The organism is uncultured Lutibacter sp. (genome assembly GCF_947493565.1).
In the GTDB taxonomy this organism is placed as follows: domain Bacteria; phylum Bacteroidota; class Bacteroidia; order Flavobacteriales; family Flavobacteriaceae; genus Lutibacter; species Lutibacter aestuarii.
On record NZ_CANLRG010000002.1, the window covers coordinates 1 to 13,927 of the forward strand.

Sequence of the window (13,927 nt, forward strand, 5' to 3'; positions counted from 1 at the left end):
CCTGCTTCATCAACATAAGTTCCTATAGGTGTATTTGGACATTGATCAATCTCATTACTCACACCATCATTATCATCATCCAATTGACTATTGGAACATCCATTAACATCAACTTCTTCTCCTAATGGAGTATTTGGACACGTATCAATATTATTCATTACTCCATCGTTATCATCATCTAGTTGACTTTCAGAACAACCATTAACATTTACACTTTCACCTATTGGTGTATTAGGACATAAATCAGCACTATTTTGAATCCCATCGTTATCATCGTCCAATTGACCATTGGAACAACCATTAGCATCTACTTCTTCTCCTGCTGGGGTATTTGGACATAAATCATCTACATTTAAAACACCATCACCATCTATATCATCATTATCTTCATTATCTGCAATAATTTTAAAACTATCCACCGTCCAACGGGTTGGATCTGCAGTTGAATAATATTTAAATGCTATATAAACCGAGCCTGATATTTCACTTATATCAATATTAGTAAAAGAGTAAACTTCTTCAGTAACTGTTCCTGTAGAATGTATCGGTATGGTTACATTTGGTATTTCATTCCAAGTATAATTTGAAGGATTACCTGAACCATCATAATCTGAAGAAAAAACCAGTTCTAAAGGAGTATCTCCATAAGCAGCATCGGTATAAAAACTCAACATTTCACCTGTACTATTATCAAAATCTACTGGGCTTACAGTTATCAGCCAATCTTTACTTAAAACATCTTGTTGATTCCCATTCATTCCCATTGAACCAGAGTTATTTTCTCCATACAAATTTCGGCACTCCCAATTTTTGTTACTTGCTTCACTATAAGTAACAAAATTTAAATTTCCACAATCGCTAAAATCTTCCTCAAAAAGAACTTTAGGCCCTACTGCTGTGGTAAACTCAAGTACAGCACTCATATTTGAGTAATTTGAAGAAATATCTCTAGCTTTAATTGTGATTTGATAAGTAGTTGCTGCAATTAAATTGGTTAAAATTGTTGAAGTTGTTGTTGCTGTTTGCGTATAAAAACCATTTACATAAATTAAATAATCATACACCCCAATATTATCAGTTGAAGCGTTCCAAGAAATTTCTACTGTTGTATCGGTAACATTAGAAGCTACAAGATTTTCTGGAGTAGATGGGGCTTCTGTATCTGAAGATGAATTCATATTCCACTTATCTTCAGCAACTAAGCCTCCCCAAATTAAGGTTGCTAAATATGGGTTATCTATATAAGGGTTTCTATTTCCTTGAATACCCGCTAATACTTCATTTCTATTGGCTTCAAAAGGAGATACAGGGTCTTCTACATTCCATTTTAAAAAAAGGTCAATCATATTAGCATCTATAGCGTTTACAGTACCAAAAGCAACATTTATAGGCAAGCAATTGGTTTCAGAGCTTTGAGTTCCGTTTCCATGATAACGCGTGTACATATACATTATAATTCGTGCCACATCTCCTTTCCATTCATTTCCAGGATACCAACCTCCATTAGCTGCTACATAAGAAGCTTCACCACTTCCATCTGTAAATTTTCTATTGCTTCTTGTTGAATTACGCTGAGTATCTGCAGGTCTTAAATTATGAACATCCGTTCCAGGTCCAGGTTCATCTGTTCCTAAATTTGGATTTGCAAGTGATTTAGCAAATACGTGTTCTCTATTCCAAGTACCTGTAGTTCCTCCTGTATCTTGTAAATCTTTATTTCTAGACCTATCCGTTGTAACATCTCCATCAGCATCATCAAAACCATAAATCAACAATACGTTTGTTGAAATATCGGGGTCTTCATCTGCTAATTTACAAGCATCCCAAACATCGGTTGAAGAACTTGTATAAGGAATTCCTGTATGTGTTGAGGTAATTCGTCCTGATAATTCTAAAAATAATTCATTTCCTGTTTTGGAAAAATCTAAACCATTGTAATAAGAGGGTATTTGTTGTCCAAAAAATGAAGTTGTAACAAAAAAAAGAATTAAATATAAATAGGGTAATGTTTTTTTCACGAGATATAAAATTATTTGATTTACAAACTTATTATTAATTTATATAAATAAATAATAATGTGAATAATATATTGCCTAAAAGGAATACAAATTAAACCTTCTTATAACCATTAATATTTAAATAAGTTTCATTTTAATTCCCTATTTTTGCTTGAAACTAAAAACTAACTATTATGATAAAAATGATTCACTCCTATTGGGCTTACATTGTATTAATTGTATTAATTTTTGCAGTTATAAATGCATTTATGGGACTCAATTCTAAAAGAGAATTTAAAGCAAAAGATTTAAGAATCTCATTATTTACACTTATTGCATCGCATATTCAATTAATTATTGGACTTGTAGCTTATTATACCTCGAGCTTTTATGATACTATGCGTGCAGCCGGAATGGGAGAGGTAATGAAAAATAGCGATTTAAGAAAAATTTTAGTTGAACATCCGTTAGTTGGTATTATTGCTATTACTCTTATTACCATAGGATTTTCTAAACATAAAAAGAAAAATACCGATACCGCAAAATTTAAAACTATTGCCGTATTTTATACCATAGCCTTACTATTAATTTTAAGTAGAATTCCTTGGTCTCAATGGTTTTCAAATTAAAATAAACATATCCTAAGCCTCGTGCTTAGGATTTTCTTTTTACAACTTATGAAAAAAATTCTCTTATACATTCCTTCAGCCATCTTCTATATTTTTTATGGGAGCTTTTTATTATTTTTTCATGTACTACAATGGCTAGGGTTTAATTTAGGAAAATATAAAGGTCATAAACTAGCAGTTGATTTAATGAACTGTACCTTAACTTATTTATTATATATTTTAGGTAATAGAATACAGTTTATTAGCAAACATCCTATCCCAAAAAATGTGCCTTTAATTGTGGTTTCTAACCATCAAAGTATGCATGATATCTCTCCTATCTCATGTTTTTTAAAAAAATATCATCCAAAGTTTGTTTCAAAAATTGAATTAGGAAAAGGAATTCCAAGTGTATCCTATAATTTAAAACATGGAGGATCCGTTTTAATTGACAGAAAAGACCCTCGACAATCTTTAGCAGCTATTAGAGATTTTGGAAAATATATTGAAAAAAACAATTATACAGCAGTCATTTTTCCAGAAGGAACTAGAAGCAAAAATGGAGTTCCAAAACGATTTTCTAAAAATGGATTAAAAATGCTAACCAAATTTGCCCCTTCTGCATATGTAATACCCGTAACCATTAATAATTGTTGGAAACTAAATAAATATGGGATGTTTCCTTTAAACATGGGGATTAAAGTTACTTTTGAATTTCATAAAGCTATCGAAGCTAAATCAATGAAATTTGAAAATCTATTTAAAAAGGTTGAAGAAACAATTAAAAATAACGTAGTTTAGCGCCCTACTAAACTAAAATCAAAAACATGTCAACACATAATATAAGACTTGAGGTAATGAAAGTCTTAGAAAAAAACATTGATACCTTTATTGAAAAGTTTTTAATTACACCCGAAAAAATTTGGCAACCTACCGATTTTTTACCAAACTCTCAAAGCAATAATTTTATTGAAGAAGTCACTGAAATTAGAGAATTATCTAAAGAAATGAATGACGACTTTTGGGTAGTTTTGGTTGGAGATACTATTACAGAAGAAGCTTTACCAACGTATGAATCTTGGCTTTTAGATATTGATGGAGTTTCACAACATAGTGAAAATGGAGGTGATAATGGTTGGGCAAAATGGTTACGCTCATGGACTGGTGAAGAGAATAGACACGGCGATGTGTTAAATAAATACTTGTATTTATCTGGCAGAGTAAATATGCGCGAAGTAGAAATTACAACGCAACACTTAATTTGCGATGGCTTTGACATTGGAACAGCCCGCGACCCTTATAAAAACTTTGTTTATACAAGTTTTCAAGAGCTAGCCACTTATATTTCTCACAATAATGTAGCTAAAATTGCTCGTAAAAAAGGACATAAATTGTTAGCAAAAATGTCTAAAATTATTGCAGGAGATGAAATGAGACATCATTTGGCTTATACAGAATTTGTAAAGCAAATTTTTCAACACGACCCAAGCGAAATGATGTTAGCTTTTCAACACATGATGAAACATAAAATTGTAATGCCTGCAATGCACTTAAGGCTTTCTGGTGAAGAAAAAGGAACTATTTTTGATCAATTTTCAGCAGTTGCCCAACGAACAGGAGTTTACACTGGTTTTGACTATGTGGATATTATCAAAAAGTTAAATTCTACTTGGAATATTGACAAAATAACTGGTTTAACTTCAGAAGCTGAAAAAGCTAGGGATTATTTAATGAAACTTCCTGATAGAATGTACAGAATTACGGAAAGAATTGTAGTTCCAAACACGAAATATGAATTTAAATGGATGAACCCTATAAGTTAATATTCTAGCTAACAAAATGCTTAAAACGCTATATTATTTTTTTTAATATAGCGTTTATTTTATTACAAAAACATCCTTATCATTTAAAAAGTTTAAGTTACTTCTAACTTCGGTTATGTGCTTTTTATTTAAACTAACAACTATTGTATTCTCAACATTTTCAATAGTACCAGTCATTTTCTCACCAAGACAATTATAGACTGCTGAGTGCCCGTTGTATTCTAAGTTATTAGCATCTTTACCTACTCTATTTAAACCAATCGTAAAACACATATTTTCAATAGCACGTGCCTTTAATAAAGCATCCCAAGCAGCTATTCTTGGTTTTGGCCAATTTGCCACATAAATTAACACATCATAAGCTTCAATATTTCGTGCCCAAACCGGAAAACGTAAATCGTAACAAATTAAAGGACAAATCTTAAACCCTTTATAATTAATCACAATTTTTTTATTTCCAGAAGTGTAAACTTTATCCTCTCCTGCCAAGGTAAATAAATGTCGTTTGTCATAGTATTCTACCTCACCTGTTGGCTTTACAAACAAAAAACGGTTATAATATGCTTCATTTTCCTTAATTATAGCACTTCCTGCAATTGCAACATTTTTTTTTGTTGCTAAATTTAACATCCAATTTACAGTAGTTCCATCCATAGTTTCAGCTAAATTTTGAGGCTTCATACTAAAACCTGTGCTAAACATTTCTGGAAGAAGAATTAAATCTATTTGTTCTTCAATTCCATTTATTTTTTCAGAAAACCGAATCAAATTTTGTTCAATATTTTCCCAAACTAAATCTGTTTGAAGTAAAGCTACTTTAAGCATATGATTAAATATTAATTTTTTGAAATTAACCAAAGTAACACATATAAACAAGCATTCGTTATTTTTTTGCATTATTGAAAAAACTAGCTTCATGAATGATTTTTTTAAACTTCCTTTTTCTTTTAACATTGAAAACTTGCTCAAAGATTTTAATATTTGTAACCAAACTACTTCTATTCCACACTTTAATACTAATAACTATAGTGGAAAATGGAATTCCATTTACTTAAGATTATAAAATGGAGATTCTACCAATATTTATGCTCACAAAACCGAAAATACTACGTATAAAAATTGTGAAATTTTAAAATATTGCACTTATTTTCAACACATTATCGATCAATTTTATTGCAATAAAGAAGCTATTAGACTTTTAAACTTAGCTCCAAACAACAAAATTAAAAGTCATAAAGATGATAGCTTAAGTTACGAGGATGGCTTTTTTAGGATTCATATTCCAATTAAAACCAATTCTAAAGTTCTATTTCATATTAACAACAAACCTCCTCAAAAGCACTTATTTTATCACTTGAAAGGCAACTAAATTCATGCAAAAATCAATAGAATAAACTAATTCGTTGGTTAGGTTAAATTGTATTTAAAATTTCGGCTGCTTGTTTTAAGGTTTCATCGGTTTTAGCAAAGCAAAAACGCAATACTTTAGTATCTAAAGTATTTTCATTAAATACCGAAATTGGTATGCTTGCAATTTTATATTTTTGGGTAAGCTTTACAGCAAAATCATAGTCATTTTCTTCTGTTATATTTTTAAAATTCAGCAATTGAAAGTAAGTTCCTTTTGAAGGAGAAAACTCAAATCTAGATTCTTTTATCAAGCTTAAAAATAGATCTCTTTTATGTTGATAAAATGCATTTAACTCTAAATAATTAGAAGGTGTTTTTAAATACTCTGCTAAAGCAACTTGAGTTGGATGATTTACACTAAATACATTAAACTGGTGTACTTTTCTAAATTCATGGGTTAATTCTTTAGGTGCAATACAGTAACCCACTTTCCAACCAGTATTATGAAATGTTTTTCCAAAGGAAGCCGTAATAAATGTTCTTTCAGCTAATCCTGGATATAAAGCTGCTGTTTGATGTTTTTCACCATCGAAAATAATATGTTCATATACCTCATCGCTTAATAAAACAATATTGGTGTTTTTAAGTAAAGTTTCTAACTGAGTCATATCATCTTTCGTTAAAATTTTTCCAGAAGGATTATGAGGTGTATTCACAATAATCATTTTGGTTTTTTCAGTAATTAAACTTTTTACCAATTGCCAATCAATTTTAAAATCTTCAGGATTAAGTTGCACTGCTATTGTTTTACCTCCAAAAAGTTCAATAGTAGGCTCATAGCAGTCATATGCCGGTTTAAAAATGATTACTTCATCATCTTTACTAATCGTTGCAGCTATAGCTGTAAATATGGCTTGAGTTGCTCCCGCTGTAATGGTAATTTCCGTTTCAGGATTGTACCTAACTTGGTATAAATTTTCCATTTTATCTGAAATAGCTTTGCGCAAACTAAAAATTCCAGGCATTGGTGCATATTGATTTTTACCATTAAACATCGCATTATTTACCAATTCAATTAGATTATTATCGCTTTCAAAATTTGGGAACCCTTGTGATAAGTTTAGTGCTTTTTCTTTGTGAGCCAAAGCACTCATTACAGAAAATATAGATGTAGAAACATTGGGTAATTTAGATGAAAATGAATTGTTATAGTTTGGCATATTTTTTCAAGTTTAGATTTTTAAATTTACTAAATCTAAAGTTTATTCAATAAAAAAACCTGTCTCATTTTTGAGACAGGTTTTCTTTTTAATTTATACTATTTTTAAAACTAAATAATACTAGCTTTTAAATATTCACGGTTCATACGTGCAATGTTTTCTAAAGAAATTCCTTTAGGGCATTCCACCTCACACGCTCCAGTATTAGTACAGTTTCCAAAACCTTCTTCATCCATTTGCTTAACCATATTTCTAACTCTATCTGCAGCTTCAATTTTACCTTGAGGTAATAATGCAAACTGAGATACTTTAGCAGAAACAAATAACATAGCACTAGAGTTTTTACAACTTGCAACACAAGCTCCACAACCAATACAAGCAGCAGCATCCATAGATAAATCTGCATTGCGTTTAGAAATTGGAATAGCATTGGCATCTTGTGTATTTCCAGATGTATTTACAGAAATATACCCTCCAGCCTGTTGAATACGTTCAAAAGCAGTACGGTCAACAATTAAATCTTTAATTACAGGAAATGCTTTTGCTCTCCAAGGTTCAATATAAATGGTATCACCATCTTTAAAAGTACGCATATGTAACTGGCAAGTAGTAATTCCTCTATCTGGTCCATGAGCTTCACCATTAATATGTAAAGAACACATTCCACAAATACCTTCTCTACAATCGTGATCAAAAGCTATTGGAACTTCATTTTTTGCTACTAAACTTTCATTTAACACGTCCATCATTTCTAAAAATGACATATGTTCTGAAATATCGGTAACTTTATATTCGACCATTTGACCTTTTTCTTGAGGTCCTTTTTGTCTCCAAATTTTTAACGTTAAATTCATAATGTCTTCTTATTTATATGAACGAGTTTTTAATTCGATATCTTTAAATTCTAATTGTTCTTTATGTAAAATAGCTTCGCTAGGTTTACCTGTGTATTCCCAAGCAGCAACATAAGCAAAGTTAGCGTCATCACGCTTAGCTTCACCATCTTCAGTTACGTGTTCTTCACGGAAATGACCTCCACAAGATTCTTCACGGTGTAAAGCATCCTTAGCAAATAATTCACCCAATTCTAAGAAATCAGCTACTCTACCTGCTTTTTCTAATTCAGGATTTAATTCATTTAAACTTCCTGGAACTTTTACGTTTTTCCAAAAATCTTCTCTAATTTCTCTAATTTCTTCAATTGCTTCGGTTAATCCTTTTGCGTTACGAGCCATCCCTACTTTATTCCACATCACATTTCCTAATTTTTTGTGGTAATAATCTACAGAATGTGTTCCTTTATTATTGATAAAGAACTCTAATTTATCTTTAATTTCTTTTTCAGCAGCATCAAATTCAGGTGAATCTGTAGAAATTTTGCCTGTTCTAATATCATCTGCTAAATAATCTCCTATGGTATAAGGAAGTACAAAATAACCATCTGCCAAACCTTGCATTAGAGCCGATGCTCCTAAACGATTGGCTCCGTGATCAGAGAAGTTAGCTTCTCCAATACAGTACAACCCAGGAACTGTTGTCATCAAATTATAATCAACCCAAACACCTCCCATAGTATAGTGTGTTGCAGGATAAATCATCATTGGTGTTTTGTAAGGATTTTCATCTACAATTTTCTCATACATTTGGAATAAGTTTCCATATTTAGCTTCAATAACTGCTTCCCCTAATTTGGTAATTTCTTCTTTTGAAGGGTTGTGCAACCCTTGAATTTTTGCTTTTTCACTACCATAACGTTGAATGGCAGCCGCAAAATCTAAATACACAGCTTCACCTGTTGCATTCACACCAAAACCAGCATCACAACGCTCTTTTGCAGCTCTAGATGCTACGTCACGAGGTACTAAGTTTCCAAATGCAGGGTATCTTCTTTCTAAATAATAATCTCTATCTTCTTCAGCTATTTCAGTTGGTTTTAATTTTCCTTGCTGAATGGCTTTTGCATCTTCAATTTTAGCAGGAACCCAAATTCTACCATCATTACGTAATGACTCAGACATTAAGGTTAATTTAGATTGGTAATCTCCTGAACGTGGAATACATGTTGGGTGAATTTGAGTAAAGCAAGGATTTGCAAAAAAAGCTCCTTTTTTATGAACTTTCCAAGCTGCTGTAGCATTAGAGCCCATTGCATTAGTTGATAAGAAATATACATTTCCATAGCCACCTGTAGCTATTACTACTGCGTGTGCTGAATGACGTTCAATTTCTCCTGTAACTAAATCACGTGCAATAATCCCTCTTGCTTTTCCATCAACTTTTACAACATCTAACATTTCATGACGATTGAACATTTCAATCTTACCACGAGCAATTTGACGGTTCATCGCAGAATAACAACCTAATAATAATTGTTGCCCTGTTTGTCCTTTAGCATAAAAAGTTCTTGAAACTAGTACTCCACCAAACGAACGGTTGTCTAGTAGTCCACCATAATCACGTGCAAAAGGAACCCCTTGCGCAACACATTGATCTATAATAGCTCCTGAAACCTCTGCTAAACGGTGAACGTTTGCTTCTCGAGAACGGTAATCTCCTCCTTTAACAGTATCATAAAATAAGCGATAGTTAGAATCTCCATCACCCATATAGTTTTTTGCTGCATTGATACCTCCTTGAGCAGCAATTGAATGTGCTCTACGTGGAGAATCTTGATATGCAAATGCTTTTACGTTATACCCTAACTCAGCTAAAGTAGCAGCAGCTGAACCTCCTGCCAATCCTGTTCCCACCACAATAATGTCAATATTACGCTTGTTTGCTGGGTTAACTAGGTTAATTTTGTCTTTATAAATTGTCCATTTATCTTTTATTGGACCTTCTGGTACTCTTGAATTTAAAGTAGTCATATTCTCTTAAGATTAATGGTTAAAATGGTGATATAATGCAATAATAATAAATCCTAAAGGAATTACAATTGAATAAATAACCCCAAGATTTTTAACACATTTAGTATATTTATTATTAAACCCTATTGATTGAAAAGCTGATTGAAAACCATGTAATAAATGCAGTGCTAATAAAACAAATGCAACTACATAGATTCCAACTTTTACTGGGCTCATAAATTTGTGCTGTAATTCTCCAAAATAACGAGTTGGGTCTTCTGGTAAAAACTCAACGTATTTATGGTTTATTTCTGGAATCCAAAAATCGATAAAATGGATTACAATAAATATTAAAATTACACCACCACTAATTGCCATATTTCTTGACATCCAAGAAGCACTTGCAGCTCCATTGAATTTAGTGTATTTAATATTTCTTGCTTTTCTATTCTTTAACTCTAAAACAAATCCCATAACAAAATGAAAAACAACACCAAAAATTAGAACAGGTTGCAGTGCAAATTGGACTAAGGAGTTTGTTCCCATAAAATGGGATAATTCGTTAAATAAATCCTCACTAAATAAGGAAGTTATGTTTACCGCTAAATGAATAATTAAGAAGAAAATAAGGAAGAGTGCAGACAATGCCATAGCCACTTTCCTTGCGATTGATGAAGATAAAAATCCGCTCATTTTTTATTTAATTTTTATAAAGATACAAAGATACTATTTACTTTTTTGTTTAAAAACACAATTTAACTTATCAACGCTATTTAGAATGATTTTAAAAAATTGATTAAAAAAGCATACATTAGTACATTCTAAAACAACTAATTATAAAGACTGTCATGAAAAATTTAATTCTATTATTTTTATTAATCTCATTACCAATAAATGCCCAACAACTAGATATTTCATTATTAAAAAATATGAAAACTCGAGCTATTGGCCCTGCAGGTATGAGTGGCAGGGTGACTTCAATTGATGTTGTAAACAATAATCCAGAAATTATTTATGTTGGAACAGCCTCTGGAGGCTTATGGAAATCTGAAAGTGGTGGTGTAGATTGGAAACCTATTTTTGACCAACAAGCTGTAACATCTATTGGAGCTATTGCTATTCAACAAAACAACCCCGACGTTATTTGGGTTGGTACTGGTGAAGGCAATCCAAGAAATAGCTTAACTGGAGGATACGGACTTTATAAAAGTTTAGATGCAGGCAAAACTTGGCAACTAGTTGGCTTACAAAAAACACGCAATATTCATAGAATTATTATTGATAAAGACCATCCCAATACAGTATACGTAGGTGCTATTGGTTCTCCTTGGGGAGAACACCCTGAGCGCGGAGTTTTTAAAACAACCGATGGAGGTAAAACTTGGGAAAAATCATTATTTGTCAATAACAAAACAGGTTGTGCAGATTTGGTTGTAGACCCAACTAACCCTAATAAATTAATAGCTGCAATGTGGCAGCATGAAAGAAAACCTTGGACATTTAATTCTGGAGGTGAAGGCTCTGGATTATATATCACTGTAGATGGTGGTTCAACTTGGAAAAAACTATCAGAAAAAGAGGGGCTTCCTAAAGGCAATCTAGGAAGAATTGGAATTGCAATTGCTCCAAGTAATACAAAATTTATCTATGCTTTGGTTGAAGCTAAAAAAAATGCATTATATAAATCTGAAGATGGTGGTTTTAATTGGAAAATGATCAATGATAAATCAAGTGGAAGAGGTTCTGGTGGAATTGGTAACAGACCTTTTTATTATTCCGACATACATGTAGATCCTTCTAATGAAAATAGAATTTATTCAGTTTTCACCTATGTAAATGTTAGTGAAGATGGTGGAAAAACATTTAAACAACTAATGCCAGCTTATGGAACTGAAAAAGGAGTGCACCCCGATCATCATGCTTGGTGGATTCATCCAAAAGATTCAAATTTTATGATTGATGGAAATGATGGTGGCTTGTACATTACAAGAGACAAAGGTAAAACTTGGCGTTTTGCAGAAAATATTCCTGTAGCACAATTTTATCACATAAATGTAGATAACGAATTTCCATACAATGTTTATGGGGGTATGCAAGATAATGGTTCTTGGGTTGGTCCAGCTTATGTATTAAAATCTCAAGGAATAAGAAACGCTTATTGGCAAGAATTAATGTTTGGTGATGGTTTTGACGTGGTTCCTGATCCAAAAAATTCTCGTTACGGCTATGGCATGTCTCAACAAGGCTATGTTGGGCGATACGATCGTATTACGGGAAATGCTAAAATGATTCGTCCAACACACCCAAACCCTGATGTAAAACTACGTTTTAATTGGAATTCAGCCATTGCTTTAAACCCGCATGATAACGAAACCATTTATTTTGGAAGTCAGTTTGTACATAAATCTTCGGACAAGGGATATACTTGGGAAATCATTTCACCAGATTTAACAACTAATAATAAAAACAAACAAAAACAACATGAGAGTGGTGGTATTACTATGGATGCAACGGGAGCCGAAAATCATTGTACAATTTTAGCAATAGAACCAAGTTCATTAGATGAACAACTAATATGGGTTGGAACCGATGATGGAAATGTACAACTAACCAAAGACAACGGCAACACATGGGTAAATGTTACTAAAAATATAAAAGGAATGCCTAAAGAAGCTTGGATTCCTCAAATTAGGGCATCTAAATTCAATAAAGGTGAAGCTTATGTAGTAGTTAACAATTATCGTCAATTTGATTTTAAACCTTATTTATTTAGAACACGTGATTTTGGAAAGACTTGGGAAAATATACTTGAAAACAAAAAAGAAACTTTTGGTTATACACTTTCTATAATTCAAGATTTAGAAGAACCCAATTTACTTTTTTTAGGAACTGAATATGGCTTGTATATAAGCATAGATGAAGGAAAAAATTGGGCAAAATGGACGCATAATTTTCCAACAGTTTCTACTATGGATTTAGCTATTCAACCACGTGAACATGACTTGGTAATTGGAACTTTTGGTAGAGCTGCCTATATTTTAGATGATATTAGACCTTTAAGAGCCATCGCTAAAGAAGGAAAACAACTTTTAGAAAAACCTTTATATTTATTTAAACCACCTACTGCATTTATTACCCAAAACCAAGAACCTTCTGGAACTCGTTTTGGAGCAAATGCTATTTTTAATGGTGAAAATAGAGCAAGAGGAGCTATGATTACCTATAGTATTAACAAACCAGATACTACAAAAAATTCAACTTTAAAATCCGAATCATCTAAAAAACCTGCGGTAAAATTCGACTCCATATTTTTTGAATTTTACAATGATAAACTTGAGTTAATTAGAACAATTACTAAAAAAGCTCCAAAAGAAAATGGAGTGCATAAACTATATTGGCAATTAGGAGAAAAAGGTAAAAGAAGACCTTCAAGAAGAAAAATTCAGAAAACTAATATTGAACCTAGAGGGGTTACTGTTTTACCTGGAACTTATACTATGAAAGCCCATTTTGGAAATATAACTGTTTCGGAAAAAATTACCGTTAATTATGATCCAAGAGTTGAAATGCCTATAGAAGTTTTAAAAAGTAAATACCAATTATTAAAACAACTAGAAACAAAAATAGGAGTTGCTGGTGATGCCACTCAACAATTAATTACCTCTAAAGAAATTGTTGAAGATTACCAAAAAAGAATAAAAGCTCAAGATTCAAAAGAAAAGCATAAAGAACTATTAAAAGCCCATTCTGAAATATTAAATAAAATAAATACTTTGTTGGATGAAATGCTTGGCAAAGAAGATAAAAGACAAGGAATTACCGCTTCTGAATTTCCAAGTACTATTTCATATTTGTACACGGCAAGAAGTTATGTAAACTCTTTACTTCAAAAACCAGGAAAAACTGAAATGACCTTAGTAAAAAATGCGGATGAAAAAGTAGGTACTGTTATTTCTAAAATTAATAAATTTTATAATAAAGACTGGATTGCATATCAAAAATCGGTAGAAAGTTTAAATCTATCACCATTTAAAGAAATTAAAAAATTAAACTACTAAAAAATAACCCCATCAGATTTTTTAA

General features: G+C 31.8%; 10 protein-coding genes. 4 read left to right on the forward strand and 6 right to left on the reverse strand.

Annotated elements, in window-relative coordinates; genetic code table 11:
* On the reverse strand, positions 1 to 2,018 hold a 2,018-nt coding region (locus Q0714_RS01880), incomplete at its 3' end, for an endonuclease (protein ID WP_298262607.1).
* Between the two features lie 173 nt (positions 2,019 to 2,191).
* On the opposite strand from Q0714_RS01880, the gene Q0714_RS01885 reads away from it, so the two are divergent.
* From Q0714_RS01885 to Q0714_RS01895, 3 genes are read left to right on the forward strand one after another with little or no spacing between them, the layout of a single operon-like run.
* Positions 2,192 to 2,626: a hypothetical protein gene (locus tag Q0714_RS01885; protein WP_298262608.1), complete on the forward strand. Its 435-nt coding sequence runs from the start codon at positions 2,192 to 2,194 to the stop codon at positions 2,624 to 2,626.
* A 48-nt stretch (positions 2,627 to 2,674) separates the two neighbouring features.
* Positions 2,675 to 3,406: a 1-acyl-sn-glycerol-3-phosphate acyltransferase gene (locus Q0714_RS01890; protein WP_298262609.1), complete on the forward strand. Its 732-nt coding sequence runs from the start codon at positions 2,675 to 2,677 to the stop codon at positions 3,404 to 3,406.
* A gap of 26 nt (positions 3,407 to 3,432) precedes the next feature.
* Positions 3,433 to 4,428, forward strand: coding sequence for an acyl-ACP desaturase (locus Q0714_RS01895; RefSeq protein ID WP_298262610.1), 996 nt, complete (start codon positions 3,433 to 3,435; stop codon positions 4,426 to 4,428).
* A 54-nt stretch (positions 4,429 to 4,482) separates the two neighbouring features.
* Here the strand turns inward: Q0714_RS01895 and Q0714_RS01900 are convergent, their stop codons facing one another.
* From Q0714_RS01900 to Q0714_RS01920, 5 genes are all read right to left on the reverse strand, one after another.
* A complete protein-coding gene (locus tag Q0714_RS01900; RefSeq protein WP_298262611.1) occupies positions 4,483 to 5,253 on the reverse strand; it encodes an amidohydrolase in 771 nt (256 codons plus the stop codon).
* A gap of 587 nt (positions 5,254 to 5,840) precedes the next feature.
* On the reverse strand, positions 5,841 to 6,998 hold the full coding sequence (locus Q0714_RS01905) for a methionine aminotransferase (protein WP_298262612.1): 1,158 nt from the start codon (positions 6,996 to 6,998) through the stop codon (positions 5,841 to 5,843).
* Between the two features lie 110 nt (positions 6,999 to 7,108).
* On the reverse strand, positions 7,109 to 7,852 hold the full coding sequence (locus Q0714_RS01910) for a succinate dehydrogenase/fumarate reductase iron-sulfur subunit (protein WP_298262613.1): 744 nt from the start codon (positions 7,850 to 7,852) through the stop codon (positions 7,109 to 7,111).
* Positions 7,853 to 7,861: 9 nt separating this feature from the next.
* Entirely contained in the window at positions 7,862 to 9,865 is a 2,004-nt protein-coding gene (locus Q0714_RS01915; RefSeq protein WP_298262614.1) for a fumarate reductase/succinate dehydrogenase flavoprotein subunit, read from the reverse strand.
* 12 nt (positions 9,866 to 9,877) lie between these two features.
* Positions 9,878 to 10,537 (reverse strand): succinate dehydrogenase cytochrome b subunit, encoded by a 660-nt coding sequence (locus Q0714_RS01920; RefSeq protein ID WP_298262615.1) that lies wholly within the window; start codon positions 10,535 to 10,537, stop codon positions 9,878 to 9,880.
* Positions 10,538 to 10,692: 155 nt separating this feature from the next.
* Between Q0714_RS01920 and Q0714_RS01925 the strand changes: the two genes are divergently transcribed.
* A complete protein-coding gene (locus Q0714_RS01925) occupies positions 10,693 to 13,902 on the forward strand; it encodes a hypothetical protein (protein WP_298262616.1) in 3,210 nt (1,069 codons plus the stop codon).
* The last annotated feature ends 25 nt before the right edge of the window (positions 13,903 to 13,927 follow it).